The sequence below is a fragment of the Pseudomonas sp. R-28-1W-6 genome (assembly GCF_009799925.1).
Lineage (GTDB): Bacteria > Pseudomonadota > Gammaproteobacteria > Pseudomonadales > Pseudomonadaceae > Aquipseudomonas.
On the sequence record NZ_WELK01000018.1, the window covers coordinates 18,261 to 35,078 of the forward strand.

Below are 16,818 nucleotides of genomic sequence, written 5' to 3' on the forward strand. Positions count from 1 at the left end.
GTTTCATGAGCAATGCATGACCTGCCCAGGGCTTTGGATCGGTGCGCCCCTGTGCCAGCTGCCGCAAGGGCGGGTGCCGGCTAACCCGGGCTGGTTCTTTCATCCATCAGGTAGGTGACCAGTTGGCGGGCGTGGGAGGAGAGGGCGTCCCAGGTCTGCAGGCAAATCCGCAATTCCCTGGTTGCCCAGGTGTCTTTCAGTGCCACCACCGTCACCGGCAGTTCCTGCGCGAGGCGGGTTGCCGCGGCTTCCGGCAGCATGGCCACGCCAGCCTTCTGGGCAACCAGCTGGGCGATGGCGTCGAAGCTTGGCGCCCGCACGCGCACCTTCAGCGGCATGGCATTGCGCAACGCCATGCTTTCGATGAAGCGCTGCATGGCGCGTTCGGCGGGGAGGCAGACGAAGGGGAAACTGAGGGCGTCGCGCAGATGGGTAGGCTGCGGGCCGGCCAGCGAGTGGTCCCGTGGCACCAGCAGCACCAGTTTGTCATCGCGAAAGGGCAGTGACAGCAGGCCGCCGGTGGGTAGGTTGCCGTCGTACACTCCGATGTCTATTTCGCCTTCCTGCACGGCGCGCAAAACGTCCTTGCTGTTCTGCTCGGTCAATTGCAGATCGACCTCGGGATAGTCGGCCAGGAAGGGGCCGAGTGCGGCAGGCAGAAAGGTGCTGTTGGCAACCGTGGAGGCGGCCAGGCGCAAGGTGATGCGCCTCTCGCCGTTCAGTTCATCCAGGGTGTCCTTGAGCTGCCGGGCTTCTTGCAGCACCCGTTGGCTGGCCTCCAGCACCAGGCGCCCAGCGGGGGTCAGGCTCATGCCATCGCTGTGGCGAGCGAACAGCGCCAGGCCGCAGCGCTCCTCGAACAGCCTCAGGCGATTGCTGGCCGCCGACAGCGCCACTGGAACCGTGGCGGCGGCTTTGCTCAGGCTGCCGGTGGTGGCGATCGCCGTGATCAAGCGCAGGTCAGCCAGATCGAAGTGCATGGGCTTTCTCTTTTGGCGAAGGCTGGCTTCTTAAAAATGAGATTCTAGCTGCTTTGCCTTCTCTTTAAAGTAAGGAATGTTGATGTCTTGCACGGGCCAATCCCATGAACGTTCTGCTTTCCCTGTATCGGCGCAGCCTGGGCAATGGCGTTCTTTTTGCCGTGCTCTGCGCCTCGGGTTTCAGCCTGAAGGCCATTTTCGTCAAGCTGTCGTATGCCGCCGCGCCAGTGGATGCGATCACGCTGCTGGCCATGCGCATGGGCCTGGCGCTGCCGCTGTTTCTCTGGCTCATCTGGCTGAGCCGGGGGCAACAACAGTCGCCACTCGCGCCGAGAGATGGGGTACGCATCCTGCTGCTGGGGTTGTTCGGCTATTACCTGTCCAGCCTGTTTGATTTCTATGGCCTGCAGTACATCAGTGCGGGCCTGGAGCGGCTGATCCTGTTTACCTACCCCACGCTGGTTCTGTTGCTGCAGATGGCCGTCACCCGGGAACGGCCAACCCCGCGCATGCTGGTGGCCATGGCGCTGTGCTTCGTCGGGCTGGGCATCGCCCTGGTGCATGATGTCAGGGTGGACAGCGCCAATGGCCAGATCCTGTTGGGTGCCGCCTGGGTGTTCGCCAGTGCGGTGACCTACGCGCTGTACTACATGGGCACCGGCGTGATGGTGCAGCGGGTCGGCTCGATGCGCCTGGCCGGGCTGGCCGGAGGCGCCTCGTCGGTGATGGTGCTGATCCACTACGGCATGACCACGGATTTGCAGCAGCTGGCCGCGCTGCCGGCTACGGTGTGGTTGTACGGCGCGCTGATGGCGCTGTTTTCCACCGTGCTGCCGATCTACTGGATGGCGCTGGCCATTCAGCGCATGGGTGCGACGCACACGGCGGCCTTCGGCAACCTGGGGCCGGTACTGACGATCTTCGCCTCGTGGCTGCTGCTCAACGAAGCCATCTCGGTTTACCAGTTGGCTGGCCTGGCGTTGGTGCTCTTCGGCGTGTCCAGGTTGTCCGCCGCCAAGGTCGAGGCACCCGAGGTCGCGCCGATCAAGGCTGCCTGCACGGGCCAACTGCCTGGTCAGCATCTGCTTGCGCCGATGCTGGGGCGATCGTCGAGGACAGGCTCCCAGCCCACCGATTGAGTGCTGTGGCTGCAGTACTCCACCTCGTCTGCTTCCCCCTTCTGCTTGGATGAGTAGAGACGATGTTTGAGCGTCTTTTTGTCTATGGAACGCTTGGGCCGGGTCGCCCGAATGAGGCTGTCCTGTCGAAAATTGGCGGCGCCTGGGCGCCGGCCTAGCTCAGGGGCAATCTGGTCCAGGCCGGCTGGGGCGCAGAGCGGAATCAGCGCCTCCTCGAACAACTTCAGGCCGGTCGGGTCGCTGGAAGGCTCGACGACCTCGGTCGCCACCGTCTCGCTGGGCTGGGACGTGTCCGGGTCGCGCCGGTAGAAATCGGTCAGATTCGCCGGCAGCCAGCGCACCGCCAGCGACACGTGCAGACGGATGCGCAGCCGCTGCCGGTCGAGATCCGCCAGTGGCCCGTTGCTTTTGGATGAGTCCAAAGCCCGTTGTGGTCGGCGGCTACTGCCAACAGTGGCTGCTCGGCGCGCGGCTAAATTTGGGCGCTTGAGCTGCTGCGAGCGTACTTCTTCTGCAGGATCATCGAGGCTTCGTTGTAGGCAGTCTGGAATGCGTCGCCGCCGACCCAGCTCACTGCCGTGTCTTCGTCTTCATCGTGGAAGATCCCGCGATAGGCGATCAGCAGGCCCATCATGAAGTCGATGGCCGCGTCTTCCGCTTCCTCGGCGACCACCAGCTCCAGCACCGGGTACTGCAGGAACACCAGGCACATCGCCAGCAGGCTGATGCCTTCGCCGACTTTCATCGCCTGGAACAAATCGTCGAAGTGCGCCGGGTCGAATCCATTCTCTTCGATGTCCTTGAAGTCGAAGGTGCTCAGGTCGATTTCGACATCATCGAATGGCTCGTTGACCAGCGGATTGGCCAGCAGCGGATGTACGACATTGGCCTTGGCTTTGCCCGCACGGTTCTGCTTGGCCTTGGCTTTGGCCCGCTGGGCACGTTTTTGCTGTTTATCCGGGGAGGCCATGGCGGCGAGTTCCTTGTACGGGGCAGCCATGTTCATGGCCTAGGGTCATCGGGCACAAATTGTATTCAGTCTTGCCTAGGTTCGTCGGCCAAGGGGGTATATTTTTCGTGCTCCAGTCCTTTGCTTTTGGCCAGAAGCTGCCGGTCGCGACAGGCAATTACCGGCCCAAAGAGGGCTGTCACCTGGTTTGCCGCACTGGATGGCATGTACTTCTGGACTGTTTTGCGTTGCATCCGGCAACCAATTGCCTGCTCGGGCTATTGGGGGAGGAAAGGCATGAGCCGCCTTATTTGTGCCGATTTCGATGAGTTCGAAGAAGCCCTGTATGGGGTTGAAGGACGCTATGTGCTGCGTTCACGGCAGCAGCGCGACTGGCGTTTGCGCGTGGTCGAGCTGGGCGGCGTGGCCCTGATGTTCGGCCGAGAGGGCGCCGGCACTGTCTACAGCGGCGTAGGCCTACCAGGCTTCTTCAATATCTTTCTGCCCCTGAGCCGGCATGAGTGCACCGTGTTGGGTGGCCGGCGCATGGATCGGCAGTTGATCGGCTGGATGGTGCCCGAGGCAATGTTCCATATCGACGCCAGCCAACCGGCAAGCTGGATGACGGTGGCCATGTCTTGCGAACTGGTGCTGCGTTGGGCACAGCAGCACGAGGACGAGTTCGACGCGTCGATCCTTTCGCGCAATCTGCTCTGTCTGGCCCAGCAGGACCTGGCCGCGCTGGTCTGGCTGGCGCTGCGCCTGTTGCGCATCGATCATTGCGCCCCGCAGGAGCTGCATGCCCCGGCGGCCGAGTGTGCGGCGCGCGACGAGCTGATGGACCGGGTGTTCCGCAGCCTGTTGCCGGTGATGCCGGCACAACCCGCTGCTGCTGGTCGGCAGAACCACCAGCTGATACTGCGCCGCGCTCTGGAACTGCTCGACGCCATGCCGGATACCCCGCTGCACCTGGCTGACCTGTGCCTGGCCTGCAACACCTCGGAGCGCACGCTGCGCAACCTGTTCGCCCGCTACCTGGGCATGAGTCCGCACCGCTATCTGATGCAGCATCGCCTGCACGCGATGCGCCGTGCCATTCTGCGCGCGGCGGCGGGCGAGACCATCACCGATATCTGCGCGCGCTTCGGCGTGTGGGACTTCGGCCGCTTCGCCGGTCTGTACCGGCGCTACTTCGGTGAACTGCCGTCGCAGTCGCTGCGCAGCCGGCGCTCGCTGCCGCCGCTTAGCCAGGGCTGACGCCGCGCAGCAGAGTGGCGTTGGGATACTCGCCGAACAGTGCGTGGTAGTCCGCCGCCATGCGCCCGCAATCGGTGTAGCCGAAGCGTCGGGCGATCTCCGTGACGCTGGCCTGATGCTGATCGGCGACTGCCAGGGCGGCACGTAGCAGGTGCATGCGGCGCAGGCGCAGATAACGTGCCGGCGGCATGCCCAGAGTCGCGACGAAGGCGCTGCGCAGGGTGCGTTCGCTGACCCCGATCGCGCGACACAGCTCGGCCAGGCGCGGCGTGCGCCCGCAGCCGAACGGCAACGCCTCCAGCACCTGCTTCAGCAGGCACTCGTAGGCGGCCTGGCGGGCGCGTTTGCGCGGCGTGATTGGCGGTGGCATGGCGGTGTCCTGGCCAAGGGCGGCGCTTACAAGCTGCGCCGAGACGGGCACCGCGGCTACGTAAAACAGGCAAGTCCTCGCCGCCGGGCATTTTTGCCGATTTTACGTAGCCGCCTGCTACCGCGTGCAGCGAGCATCGACACATCGCTCGCCATCCGCTGCCCTGGCATTCGGCGCCCTGACGAGCCCCCGAAAGCGCTCGACCCAGGTCGGCGCGAGTGGAGGCCATATGAGGCTGTCGACGTGTCGCAGGGACATCCTGAGCCCACTTCTGGCTGTGACTGCCGCTGGTGTGCGGGCCGAGGCGCAGGGCCCGCGACTGGTCGAGGTCGAGCCGTTCGTCGAGTTGCCCGCCGGTGTGCGCTACCCGGAAGGGCTCGCCGCCAATCCGGGCAATGGCGAAATCTACGTGTCCGACTCCTTCCAGGGCGCGCTGTATCGCACGGCCTGCAGTGTCCCGCCCGCAGCGTGGTGCAGGGCGAGTGGCTGCCGGTCCGCAACCTGGCCCTGCCGCTGACCCCGCCCAGGGCGATGAGCGGGTAAGCACCTGGAACCTGATGCGCGTGCGCTTGCCGCCGTCGCCGACCAGAGGAGAGTCTGCCAATGCCACAACACCCTGAACCACCACTGAACCACAGCCGCCGTCACCTGCTGCTCGGCTCCGCCGCGCTGGCCACGGCGCTGCTGTTACCTCTGGGCGGTTGCACGCGCGGCAGTAGCCCCACGGCAAGCCGTTCGCAACCCGAGAATGGAGAGCGCAAGACCATGGGCACTATCACCACTCGCGATGGCACCGAGATCTATTACAAGGACTGGGGCAGCGGTCCTGTTGTGGTGCTCAGCCACGGCTGGCCGCTCAACTCCGATAGTTGGGAGGCGCAGATGATGTTTCTCGCCAGCAACGGCTATCGGGTGATTGCCCACGATCGCCGCGGTCACGGTCGCTCCAGCCAGCCCTGGAGCGGCAACGAGATGAACACCTACGCCGACGATCTCGCCCAGTTGCTCGATCAGCTGGACGTACGCGGTGCCGCGCTGTTCGGCTTCTCCACCGGCGGCGGCGAGGTGGCGCGCTATATCGGCCGCCACGGCACCGCACGGGTGGCCAAGGCCGGGTTGATCGCGGCGGTGCCGCCGCTGATGGTGCAGACCGAGGCCAATCCCGGCGGGCTGCCGCTTGCCGTGTTCGACGGCATCCGCGCTGCCTCGCTGGCCGATCGCTCGCAGCTGTACCGCGACGTCGCCAGCGGCCCTTTTTTTGGCTACAACCGCCCCGGCGCCAAGGCCTCCCAGGGGGTGATCGACGCCTTCTGGATGCAGGGCATGATGGCCGGGCACAAGAACGCCTACGACTGCATCAAGGCCTTCTCCGAAACCGACTTCACCGAAGACCTGAAGAAATTCTCCATCCCCACGCTGATCCTGCACGGCGACGACGACCAGATCGTCCCGGTGGATGCCGCCGCGCGCGCCTCGGCCAGGCTGGTGCCGCACGCCAAACTGGTGATCTACCGCGGCGCCCCGCACGGCATCACCGATACCCACAAACAACAGCTGGGCGCCGACATGCTGGCCTTTCTGCGCAGCTGAGCGGCCGGTGGCAGCGTTGTTAACACTTATTGAGAGGACCGGCACATGAACAGCAAGACAGCTCTGATCGTGGTGGATATCCAGAACGACTACTTCCCCGGTGGCCTGTGGACCCTGAGCAAGGTCGAGGCCGCAGCGGCCAAGGCGGCTCAGGTGATCGCCGTGTTCCGTGAGCGCGGCGATCTTGTCGTGCATATCCGCCATGAGTTCACCAGCGCCGACGCGCCTTTCTTCCGCCCCGGCAGCGAAGGCGCGCAACTGCACCCCAGCGTGATCAACCAGCCTAACGAGCCGGTTGTGCTCAAGCACTACATCAACTCCTTCCGGGAAACCGAGCTCAAGGTCGTACTGGATCGGCACGGCATCGAGGCCGTGGTTGTGGTGGGCAACATGAGCCACATGTGCGTGGACGGCATGACCCGCGCTGCCGTGGATTTTGGCTACGCCACCACCGTGCTGCACGATGCCTGCGCTACCCTCGACCTGGAGTTTAACGGCGTGAAAGTGCCTGCCGAACAGGTGCACGCGGCCTTTATGGCGGCGCTCAGCTTCGGCTACGCGCCGGTGATATCCACGGCCGAGTATCTGCAGGCGCTTTAGGAAGCCTTATGCAACAGACCATGACTTCGGCCGCGATGTTGGAAGCAATGCTGCAGGGCGCCAAGGAAGGCGAGGTGGCCAGGGTGGTCTGGCTGACGAATCGGAATGGTCTTTGAACCGGAGCGAGCGATCATGAACCTATCCACTGCCGCCAGTACCGTTGCCAACCAGTTCGTCGAAGTCGACGGCCGGCGCCTGGCCTATCGCGTCATCGGCGCAGGTACGCCGCTGGTGCTGTGCCTGCGCTTTCGCGGCACCATGGACGACTGGGACCCGGCCTTCCTCGATGGGCTGGCCGCGCGGCATTTCCGCGTGCATGTCTTCGACTACAGCGGCCTCGGCTGGTCCACCGGGCAGCCGAGCTATGACCCGGCCGCACTGGCCAAGGACATCATCGATCTGATTGGCGCGCTGGGGCTCGGTCGCGTGGTGCTGGGCGGCTGGTCGATTGGCGGCGTGGCGGCGCAACTGGTGTGGTTGCAGGCGCCACAACTGCTCAGCCACCTGGTGCTGATCGCCACCACGCCGCCCGGCCCGCTGGTCAAGACCGGCGAGCCACTGTTCTATGAGCTGGCCGCCCGCGACAACGATTTCGAGGATTTCGTCAGCCTGTTCTTCGAGCCGAGTTCGGCCAGCAGCCGCGAGGCGGCGCAGCGTTCGGCCGAGCGCATCGCCCGGCGCAGCGAAGGGCGCTGCCCGCCGGTGCCCTTTGCCTGGGCCGCGCAATTTCTCGGCGACGGGCCGCGCAACCCGATGTTCCCGCTGCCGGTGGCGCTGGACGCTCTCAAGCAGACGCAAACGCCGGTGCTGCACCTGGGTGGCGATCACGACATCGTCTTCCCCGTGGAAAACTGGTACGCGCTCAATCGTGCCTTGCCCACCCTGCAATTACTGACCCTGCCCAGCACCGGGCACGGCCCGCAATCGCAGTATCCCGAGGCCAGCGCGGCGCATATCGCGGCATTTGTTGAGAGCAGTTAGGGCCTATTTCCAGCCATGGGGTGTCCGCTATCTGGCCGATAGTTGCCCAATCCGGATGCTCGCATTCCGCCACCCATGAGGCTGCCCGGCAGCCGCGACTCTTGCAGTGGGGGTATGTGTTGCCCTCGCAGAATGACTGTGTAGAATCCCGCGCCCGAAAAAGCAGGAGACAACACGTTGGTCATTCATTACTTCGCGTCCCAGGAAAATGCTGCATGCGGACGCACTGGATCGAGCCTGAACAGTACCCAGGATGTAGCCCAGGTTTCATGCAAGCTCTGCCTTCGCTCTGTGGAAAAACGGGTTAGCGAGCCGGTGCGCAAGACCCCAAGCCTTGCCGAACTGAGAGCCGCCGCAAAGGCAGAGAAAGCTGCAGTGGCCGCTGCGGCAGTGGCCAAGCCGTCCGCGGCTATGTCACCTCGTGCCGAATGGCAGCAACGTCTGCAGCAATTGCCAGGTCGCAACCGCCTGCCGCGCGGCCTAGCTCGGCAATCGTTCATCTAGCCGCTGCGGGCCGGATAGCGACGGTTTCGCCTTCGACCGTCGCCATGTCCGCTCAGGTTCCCGGTCTGTTGCGCTGCAAGGCTGAAGCAGCTGTTGCAAGGGGCTGCAACGGATGCTGGCCAGCACTGGCCAGAGCACCCCGAAACACCTGCTGTGCATGCACGGCGGCAAGTTCAATCTATGCGTTTCTGGTATCAGTGCTATCCGATTAGTTCTATTTATCAATCAATAGCCGGGGAGTAGCTTGCTTCTCTACGATTTCGTAGCGAGAGCAAGCCATGACCCCGCGCATCATCCGCCAGTGCATAGCCGCAGCCAAGGCGGGCACTCTTTGTCTGTCTCTGTGCACCTGTGTCGCCGTCAATGCTGCTGAGAGCAGCCCGCTGGTCATCAAGGCCCAGGGCAGCCTGATTGCCGGTGGAGGGGCGATCACCCAGCCGGGTGTCTTCGATCCCTATAACCCGACCAAGCCCGATGGCCAGAGCTACCACGGCGATCACGTGTATGCGTTCTACCAGGTTCCGCTCGACGCCCGGCCGTTGCCCATCGTCATGTGGCACGGCGCCGGGCAGTCCGCGAAATCCTGGGAGACGACGGCCGACGGTCGCGAGGGATTCCAGAACATCTTCCTGCGCCGCGGTTTCACCACCTATCTGATCGACCAGCCGCGCCGTGGCGATGCGGGGCGCAGCCTGGTTGAAACGACCATCAAGCCGGTGGCGGACGAGCAGATGTGGTTCAACCAGTTCCGCATCGGCCGGTGGCCGGAAACCTTCAAGGGAAGCCAGTTTCCACCTGGCCAGGAGGCGCAGGAGCAGTTCTTCCGCTCGATGACGCCCAACACCGGCCCCTACGACATGGAGGTCGTTTCCGATGGCGTATCGGCCCTGCTGGAAAAGACCGGTCCGGCCATCCTGTTCACCCATTCCCAGGCGGGCGGGCCCGGCTGGCTGACCGCGATCAAGAGCCGCCATGTGCGCGCCATCGTGGCCTTCGAGCCGGGCAGCAGCTTCGTGTTTCCGGAGGGCGAAGCGCCTGCTCCAATTCCCAGCGCGTTCGACACGGTCTCGGCGCAGGTCGTGCCGAAGGCGCAGTTCGAAGCGCTGACGCGCATTCCCATCGTCATCTTCTATGGCGACAACATTCCGACCCAGCCGGTGAGCCTCCCTGCCCAGGACAGTTGGCGTGCACGACTGGAAATGGCGCGCCTGTGGCGGGATGCGGTGAACCGGCATGGCGGTGACGTCAGGCTCATCCATCTGCCGGAGATCGGCATCAGGGGCAACAGCCACTTCCCATTCTCCGACCTCAACAACGTCGAGATCGCGGACCTGGTTGCGCAGTTCCTCGCGGAGAAGGATCTGGATTGACCACGCGCGGCCTTGCTTGCCGCGCTTTCAGAATTGGCAGGAGTATTTCTATGAAGCAGACGATAAAAGCCACCCTCATGGCGGCCATGATCGGGGTGGCGACAAGCGAGGCCGGTGCGGCGGATTACCAGCAGAATCCGTTCACCCTGGCCTACGAAGGCGCGATCACCGGGAACGAGCCGGGCCAGGTCAACATCCACCCGGTCACCTACAAGCTCAATGGCCTGGACATCGCCGCCAACGTCTACACCCCGGCCAACTATGACCCGGCGAAGCAATATGCCGCAGTCGTCGTGGCGCACCCCAACGGCGGGGTGAAGGAGCAGGTCGCCGGGCTCTACGCCCAGCACCTGGCCGAGCGGGGCTACATCACCATCGCGGCGGATGCGGCGTATCAGGGTGCCAGCGGTGGTCAGCCGCGCAACGTGGACAAGCCCGCCTACCGCACCGAGGACATCCACGGCATGGCGGACTTCATCGCCGGGTATGCCGGGGTCGACAGTGCGCGCCTGGGCTTGCTCGGCATCTGCGGTGGCGGCGGCTATTCGCTGAAGGCCGCGCAAACCGACAAGCGCTTCAAGTCCATCGCCACCCTGAGCATGTTCAATTCCGGTCGGGTGCGGCGCAACGGCTACGTGGACTCGCAGCTGTCCACCATTCAGGAACGCCTGCGGCAGGCTTCCGCGGCCCGCGCCCAGGAGGCGGCCGGTGGCGAAGTGCGCTATGCGGGTGATGCCAACCTGACTGACGAGCAGATCGCCAAGTTGCCGTTCGACCTGTATCGCCAGGGCTACCAGTACTACTGGAAGACGCACGCGCACCCCAACTCGACCTTCAAGTACACCATGAGCAGCTTGCTGGACCTGATGAGCTTCGATGCCACCAACCAGATCGAGCTGATCGACAGGCCGCTGCTGCTGATCGCCGGCAGCCAGGCCGACAGCCTGTACATGAGCGAGGAGGCGTTCGCCAAGGCCAGCGGCACCCAGGACAAGGAGCTGTTCAAGATCGAGGGCGCCACCCATATCGAAACCTACTGGGTGCCGAAGTATGTGGACGCCGCCATGGGCAAGTTGACCGCGTTCTTCGCCAGAACGCTGTGATCGGGAGGACTCGTCAGCATGAACAAGACCCTGCTGGGGATCGCGGCATGCGCCGCGCTTCCCTTCGCCAACGCGGCCGGCGAGAGCGATGCCGCCGTGGCCGCCCAACAGATCACCCGCGCCGGTTCCCAGGCTTCGGCCGCCGGGCCGGCCGACTACTTCACCGGCCGGGTGCGCGTCGATCCCTTGTTCCCGGCCAGCGGCGAGATCAATGCCTCCGGCGCCTATGTGACGTTCGAGCCGGGCGCGCGCTCGGCCTGGCACACCCACCCGGCCGGCCAGCGCCTGGTGGTGGTGTCCGGCGTGGGTTTGCTCCAGGAATGGGGCAAGCCCGTGCAGCAGATCCAGCCAGGCGATGTGATCGTCTGCCCGGCGGGCGTCAAGCACTGGCACGGGGCCGCCGCCAAGACCGCCATGACCCATCTGGCGGTGACCGGCGCGGTGGATGGCAAGAGCGTGGCATGGCTGGAGAAGGTCAGCGATGATCAATACAACGCCCGCTAGGGCTCGCAAGTCCGCCGTGCGGGTCGCGGCATTGATGCTGATGGGGCTGGCGATTACGCCGAGCCACGCCGGCCAGCCTCCCCAGGAGCCGCAAGCCATGTCTGCTGCACAACCCACCGCCGAGACACTGTCCGCCAGGCAACGGGCCATCCCGCTGATTGCGGCTGCCATGGCGGTGAGTGACATGCCCAGGCTCAATGCGGCCTTGAATCAGGGGCTGGATGCGGGGTTGAGCGTCAGCGAAGCGAAGGAGATCCTGGTGCAGCTCTACGCCTATACCGGTTTTCCGCGCAGCCTCAACGCGCTCGGTGAGCTGATGAGGGTGGTGGAAGCGCGCAAGCAGCGCGGTATTCAGGACGCTCCGGGGCGCGAGCCCAGCCGCGTCATTGCCACCGGCGATGAACTCCTGGCGGTGGGCAAGGCCAACCAGACCCGCATCGCCGGCGCCCCCGTACAGGGCCCGCTGTTCGAGTTCGCTCCGGTCATCAATGAGTACCTGCAGGCCCACCTGTTCGGCGCCATCTTCGAGCGCGACAACCTGGACTGGCAGAGCCGTGAGTTGGCCACGGTCGGGGCCCTGGCCGCCACGCCCGGGGTGGAGCCGCAGCTGCGCTCGCACATGGCCGCCAGCATGAGGGTAGGCCTGAGCGCCTCGCAGTTGCGTCAGTTGATCCAGGAACTGGCCGAGCAGGGTGCTAGCGATGCCGCCCAGCGCGCCCGCGAGGCGCTGGATGCTGCGCAGAAGGGGGGCGAATCAATCCGCGTAACGCAGGGCATCGCGAAATAGCGTGAAAGCGGGCGAGGTCTGGCGCCGGCTCGGGTAGTAGAGGTGGTACCCCGAGAACGGCTCGCACCAGTCCGCCAGCACCCGTATCAAGCGACCGTCCGCGACATGGGGCTGCACCTGGTCCTCGGGCATGTAGGCCAGCCCTAGCCCCTTGAGGGCGGCCTCCAGGCGCATGGCGATGTTGTTGAACACCAGTTGGCCTTCGACACGCACCTTCAGCTCCTGGCCCTTTTTCTCGAACTCCCAGGGGAAGATGCCGCCATAGGTCGGCAGGCGAATGTTGATGCAGTTGTGCTGCATCAGGTCGCGCGGAACCTTGGGCTTCGCATAGCGGGAGAAGTACGCCGGGGAACCGACCACCGCCATGCGCATGTCGGGGCCGATGCGCACCGCGATCATGTCCTTGGCGACTTGCTCGCCCAGCCGCACGCCGGCGTCGTAGCCTTCAGCCACGATATCGGTCAGGCCGTAGTCGACGATGATCTCGATGCTGAGATCCGGATTGTCGGGCAGCAGCTTCGCCAATACGGGCTGCAGGATGGTGATCGCGGCATGCTCGCCGGCCGTGATGCGCAGCTTGCCTGCCGGCTTGTCGCGAAACTCGCTGAGCAACCCCAGCTCGGTGTCGATTTCCTCGAACCGGGGGGCGACCACCCGCAGCAGATGCTCTCCCGCCTCTGTGGGGGAAACGCTGCGGGTGGTGCGTGCCAGCAACCTGACGCCCAGGCGCTCCTCCAGCTGACGCATGGCCCGGCTCAAGGCCGGCTGCGACATGCCGAGCTTGGCGGCGGCGCGGGTGAAGCTGCGCTCCTGGGCCACGATTGAAAAGATCGCGAGCTGGTCGTAGCTATTGGCGGCCATTTATGCGTCCTCGGTATGAACCCATTGCGATTGTGCCATCTAGTGTGGTCTGTCGCGCGGGTCTAGATTGCCTTTGCCAAGGGCCGCGCCGGCACGCCCGATGAGGTCGGCGCGGTGGCTGCTTTGTTGATGGGGGCAGAGGGCACCTTTATCACCGGCAGCGATTTCCTGATGGATGGTGGTGTCACCTCGGCCTACTGGTTCGGTGAACTGGCGCCCAAGTAGCTCCTGGCTGATGGTCAAACCCTTTCGACTCCTTGCTCACCAGCGTGGCTGGGTGCCTTTCTCTCGGAGGTCAGCCGGCCTGTCGATGCCAGAGGGGGAGGGGGCGGATTTATTGTCCTCGTGCCGAGCGCCATGTCTTGGCCGGGAGTCGCCAGTTGCGACAGACTGGAGTCGGCCATTAGCTGCCTGTTGGGGCCGACTGAAATCGACCCGGAGCTGACGGTCAGCAGCGTCAATATCGTGGTCTGTCACCGATTGTCCCCCTGAATGACGCCGTCCGCCACGCGCCACTGCACCCGCAGGGTGATATGGCTGGCATCAATTTCGGTCACCACTTGAACCACAGTCACGCGGGACTCCCAGCGGCGGATGGCCTCGACGGCCTCGCGCACCAGGTGCGGCACTACGCGGTTGTTCGGCCACTCCATGTAGTGGTCAATATCGCTGCCGAAGTCCAGCCGATGCGGATCGCTGCCGAGCGGTGTGGTGAGGATGATGCGGATGGCCTGGTCGATATCGCGCAGGCCCTCGACCACCTCACCGGGCATGCCGAGGGCCGGCTGCCAGTAGGCGGCGTTGATGCGGGTGTAGGGAATGGGCGTAGTCATGCGCCCATGGTGGCCGCTTGGACTACGCTGAGCTCTTAATCGGGTTTAAAGATCCCCGCTAGGAGGATGGTATGAATCGCATGTTCTTGATCGTTAACCTCATTTGGATGGTTAGTGCGGCGCATGGCCAGACCTTTTATGGCAACGAGTGCACCGAGGATTGCTCCGGGCACGAAGCCGGGTATGAGTGGGCAGAGGACAACGACATCGATGATGTTGATGACTGTTCCGGGAATTCGAACTCGTTTAACGAAGGTTGTGAGTCCTATGTTGAAGATAATAACGACGAGTATGAGGATGAGGATGAGGATGAATAGCTGCCCCCTAACCAATCGCTCAGGGTAGGCGCCATGAAGCCCCGATAGATCTCGAAGCGTTTTTTCACCAAACATTCTTCGGTCTCAATAGCCTGACGATGCTCGGGTATATTGAAGACTTCATCAAATTCTCGGAAATCAACATCGACAGGAACAAGCAAAAAGAACTCAGGCGCGCAGGACGCGAACGCGAACGCGAAGGCATGTTCGATGATCCGCGCGACGAGGCCCAGTACCGGAGTCAAGAGTTGGAGAACGTGGAGTACAGGTTCGAAGTGAGCCTGAAGCAAAGAGTTCGATACGCAGCCCTTGCCGCGCTCATCACAACAATAGAATGGAGGCTGCTCGCACTAAAAAAGCGCGCCTCGTTCGAGTTCCCGAAGCATCCGAACGGAACAAACGAGACAGTACACATTCTTGGCGTCTTCAATGAGAAAACTGCGCTCGGATTGGAGTCCAAGATTCAACTCACCGAAGGCTTGGTTAAAGTTCGAAACTGCATCGTTCACGCTCCGGGCCTGTTGGCGTCGTACCGCTTCGAGTCGCAGCCGCGCCCTGTCCTTGCGTCAATGGAGGGCATCAAGGCATCCAACATCAACTTTCTCGGCGAGAGTATCGCGATCGAGCGGGGTTTCCTTGAAGGTGTCATCGAGTACATCAAACAATGGCTGCCGGAGCTAGAAAAAGCTATTTCGCAGCAAGGTCTGAATCGCCCCTAACTAGGGGGCCAGCTGGAGGCAAATAGCTTGTACGGCCAAACCAACAAAGGAGCGACCCAATGCGTCCAGATTGCACTTACTGGCATCAAATCATACTGATCAGCTTGATTGCCTGCGCCTTGAGTGGATGTACCACATCAGTTGTCAGCTCGAACCCTAGGAATGTGGTGATCGAATCACAATCGATGAATGCGAAGGAGGCGCAGAGGCTCGCAGATGCGGAATGCTTGAAACATAAGCGCTTTGCCAGGATGACGATCAAGGCTGACTATTGGGATCGAAACTACACGTTCGAATGCGTTGAGTAGCAGCCTGGGTGCCACAAATCTTACCCTTCAAGGGGAATAGTGGTTCGAATTCTCCCCCGCATCCATCATCGTTCCAGTCGCATTGACGCTGCCATTCACCCGCAGATTGCCCTTCAGGGTGGTCTGCGGGGTGTCCAGCGTCACGTCCGGCGCTTTTACTGTCACCGGCTGCGCGGCCTCGATGTTGATAGCCCCCACACAGACCACCGCCAGCAACCCGGGGAACAAGGGGGCAAAGGGGGCAGGTCTGGGAGAACAATCGGAGACCACCATATTGATTCAGCCGAATGCCAGCCCTGGGCAGATTCTGCCTGTCGTGACTGACCGCTTCTGGCCGACTCCCGCCTGAAGCGACAGGCTCAAAGTGGCCGACCTCCTTCCGTCGCGTCAGGCGCCTTCCGGCCACAACCAGATATTATTAATTCCGACGACCACCAACTGATGCGTAGCTACCTTTGTCCGCAAGATGAAAAACAGATGGTAGAAATATTGCCATCCGGAGGCATCGTCAACTGACTTACAGCGTTGGCAGGGCGACGCATGAACCTCATGCGCCAATACCCTGGCGAACACCTGCAGGCTAGTCAGTGAGGCTCAGCGACATATACGGATACCGGAGATGTTGTTGCAGGTTTGACCATTAGATAAGGCCGTTATGCTGTCCGTAACCTGCATTGATCTCGTGCCATTAGAGAAGTATGACGTAGAGCCCATTGAGTACTCTCGCAGGCCATTATCGTAATAGGTGAAATCGCCGATTTTTCGTCCTGAAAAACCATTTCTGTTCGTAAGCATGCCATTGCCCAAATCGTAGAGTGTCGAGTTGTTAAGCGACCAGTTGGCTATGTCGAACTGACGTGCGTCCCAGACCGATAGTTTTTTTAGCTCTGGATAGCTTCCGTAATGTGGCCCCGTCCCAGTGGGAAGAGATCCGTAGTTAGTCGTCTTCATCGCGTTGGCGACGGTGGCGACCATGAGAACGGACCCCACTAGAGCTTGGGCCATTCGCTCCTTGCCGCCTTTGTAGTGAAAGTCGTACAGGACGGCTTGGTGCTCTGGAGAGCCCCATTCCGTTTTTAAGTGCTCGCGCAAGAAGTTAACGCGCCACTGAGCAAATGGCGTAATTGATGACGATTTGGACCCATCAGCAGCACGGCAGTCGATCTCGCCGTCAGAGCTGATCCGGGTGGCATCCGCGCATTTTTCTGTGTTGATGAGGTAGTGATACTTGCCGACAGTTATCGCTGTATCACGTGGATAGTTAACCTCTTCGACGACAGAAGAGACGGTGGAGCACCCTGCGGTGAGGGCAGTCAATCCAACGGTGGCTGCCTTCAGGAAACTTTGCGATGTGGCCTTCAAAGCGGATTCTCCATTTCAACGAACCACTCCAGTTCGGCAGCGCGCTCTGTGATGGCCTTCATGACGCATGATTGTCCATTGTTCCGCCGGTGAGGCGGTATATGTAGTGAGAGTGTCAGAGTATATGTGTACCCAGCTAGTGGAGATACTACCGCTTCAGCTAGATTATCTGTCACTCACCGGCCGCTCTTGGCCGTAAAACCCCGAGCAGCGACTGGCTGCTATTGGCCGATTCTGTTGAAAAAGTAGAGACCTCCCCATGCCGTTGGCAAAATTGCTCTATC

General features: G+C 62.6%; 17 protein-coding genes and 3 pseudogenes. 12 read left to right on the plus strand and 8 right to left on the minus strand.

Annotated elements, in window-relative coordinates:
• Positions 1-80 precede the first annotated feature (80 nt).
• A complete protein-coding gene (locus F3I62_RS19760) occupies positions 81-980 on the minus strand; it encodes a LysR family transcriptional regulator (protein WP_160491358.1) in 900 nt (299 codons plus the stop codon).
• A 104-nt stretch (positions 981-1,084) separates the two neighbouring features.
• Here F3I62_RS19760 and F3I62_RS19765 point away from each other — a divergent pair, with 104 nt between their 5' ends.
• Positions 1,085-2,119, plus strand: a complete 1,035-nt coding sequence (locus F3I62_RS19765; RefSeq protein WP_160491359.1) for a DMT family transporter — start codon at positions 1,085-1,087, stop codon at positions 2,117-2,119.
• A 185-nt stretch (positions 2,120-2,304) separates the two neighbouring features.
• On the opposite strand, the pseudogene F3I62_RS20365 reads toward F3I62_RS19765, so the two are convergent.
• Both F3I62_RS20365 and F3I62_RS19775 read right to left on the minus strand, forming a co-directional pair.
• Positions 2,305-2,499: pseudogene (locus F3I62_RS20365) on the minus strand (LysR family transcriptional regulator); the annotation flags it as partial.
• Positions 2,500-2,591: 92 nt separating this feature from the next.
• Entirely contained in the window at positions 2,592-3,089 is a 498-nt protein-coding gene (locus F3I62_RS19775; protein WP_160491372.1) for a hypothetical protein, read from the minus strand.
• A gap of 276 nt (positions 3,090-3,365) precedes the next feature.
• Here F3I62_RS19775 and F3I62_RS19780 point away from each other — a divergent pair, with 276 nt between their 5' ends.
• Entirely contained in the window at positions 3,366-4,325 is a 960-nt protein-coding gene (locus tag F3I62_RS19780) for a helix-turn-helix domain-containing protein (RefSeq protein WP_160491360.1), read from the plus strand.
• On the opposite strand, the gene F3I62_RS19785 is transcribed toward F3I62_RS19780, so the two are convergent.
• Positions 4,312-4,695 carry a helix-turn-helix domain-containing protein gene (locus F3I62_RS19785; RefSeq protein ID WP_160491361.1) on the minus strand — a complete coding sequence of 128 codons (384 nt, stop codon included), beginning with the start codon at positions 4,693-4,695 and terminating at the stop codon, positions 4,312-4,314. The genes F3I62_RS19780 and F3I62_RS19785 overlap by 14 nt on opposite strands.
• A 765-nt stretch (positions 4,696-5,460) precedes the next feature.
• Here F3I62_RS19785 and F3I62_RS19790 point away from each other — a divergent pair.
• From F3I62_RS19790 to F3I62_RS20450, 7 genes and pseudogenes are all read left to right on the plus strand, one after another.
• Complete coding sequence (locus tag F3I62_RS19790) at positions 5,461-6,285, plus strand: alpha/beta fold hydrolase (RefSeq protein WP_160491373.1); 825 nt, start codon at positions 5,461-5,463, stop codon at positions 6,283-6,285.
• 45 nt (positions 6,286-6,330) lie between these two features.
• Entirely contained in the window at positions 6,331-6,885 is a 555-nt protein-coding gene (locus tag F3I62_RS19795) for a cysteine hydrolase family protein (protein WP_160491362.1), read from the plus strand.
• Between the two features lie 132 nt (positions 6,886-7,017).
• On the plus strand, positions 7,018-7,866 hold the full coding sequence (locus F3I62_RS19800; protein ID WP_160491363.1) for an alpha/beta fold hydrolase: 849 nt from the start codon (positions 7,018-7,020) through the stop codon (positions 7,864-7,866).
• Positions 7,867-8,043: 177 nt separating this feature from the next.
• On the plus strand, positions 8,044-8,370 hold the full coding sequence (locus F3I62_RS20370; RefSeq protein ID WP_256667838.1) for a hypothetical protein: 327 nt from the start codon (positions 8,044-8,046) through the stop codon (positions 8,368-8,370).
• 278 nt (positions 8,371-8,648) lie between these two features.
• Complete coding sequence (locus F3I62_RS19805; protein WP_160491364.1) at positions 8,649-9,740, plus strand: alpha/beta fold hydrolase; 1,092 nt, start codon at positions 8,649-8,651, stop codon at positions 9,738-9,740.
• Positions 9,741-9,790: 50 nt separating this feature from the next.
• Positions 9,791-10,843, plus strand: coding sequence for an alpha/beta hydrolase (locus tag F3I62_RS19810; protein ID WP_160491365.1), 1,053 nt, complete (start codon positions 9,791-9,793; stop codon positions 10,841-10,843).
• 18 nt (positions 10,844-10,861) lie between these two features.
• Positions 10,862-12,134: pseudogene (locus F3I62_RS20450) on the plus strand (carboxymuconolactone decarboxylase family protein).
• Here the strand turns inward: F3I62_RS20450 and F3I62_RS19820 are convergent.
• The gene (locus tag F3I62_RS19820) at positions 12,102-12,995 is read right to left on the minus strand and encodes a LysR family transcriptional regulator (RefSeq protein ID WP_160491366.1); all 894 of its coding nucleotides are present in this window, start codon (positions 12,993-12,995) and stop codon (positions 12,102-12,104) included. The pseudogene F3I62_RS20450 and the gene F3I62_RS19820 overlap by 33 nt on opposite strands.
• Positions 12,996-13,070: 75 nt before the next feature.
• Here F3I62_RS19820 and F3I62_RS19825 point away from each other — a divergent pair.
• Positions 13,071-13,220, plus strand: a pseudogene (locus F3I62_RS19825) (SDR family oxidoreductase); the annotation flags it as partial.
• Between the two features lie 248 nt (positions 13,221-13,468).
• Here the strand turns inward: F3I62_RS19825 and F3I62_RS19830 are convergent.
• On the minus strand, positions 13,469-13,828 hold the full coding sequence (locus F3I62_RS19830; protein ID WP_160491367.1) for a GPW/gp25 family protein: 360 nt from the start codon (positions 13,826-13,828) through the stop codon (positions 13,469-13,471).
• Positions 13,829-13,899: 71 nt separating this feature from the next.
• Here F3I62_RS19830 and F3I62_RS19835 point away from each other — a divergent pair, with 71 nt between their 5' ends.
• Positions 13,900-14,145, plus strand: coding sequence for a hypothetical protein (locus F3I62_RS19835; protein WP_160491368.1), 246 nt, complete (start codon positions 13,900-13,902; stop codon positions 14,143-14,145).
• A gap of 98 nt (positions 14,146-14,243) precedes the next feature.
• Entirely contained in the window at positions 14,244-14,864 is a 621-nt protein-coding gene (locus tag F3I62_RS19840; RefSeq protein ID WP_160491369.1) for a hypothetical protein, read from the plus strand.
• A gap of 335 nt (positions 14,865-15,199) precedes the next feature.
• On the opposite strand, the gene F3I62_RS19845 is transcribed toward F3I62_RS19840, so the two are convergent.
• Both F3I62_RS19845 and F3I62_RS19850 read right to left on the minus strand, forming a co-directional pair.
• Complete coding sequence (locus tag F3I62_RS19845; protein WP_256667842.1) at positions 15,200-15,370, minus strand: hypothetical protein; 171 nt, start codon at positions 15,368-15,370, stop codon at positions 15,200-15,202.
• A gap of 396 nt (positions 15,371-15,766) precedes the next feature.
• Entirely contained in the window at positions 15,767-16,534 is a 768-nt protein-coding gene (locus tag F3I62_RS19850; protein ID WP_160491370.1) for a hypothetical protein, read from the minus strand.
• Positions 16,535-16,818: the final 284 nt, after the last annotated feature.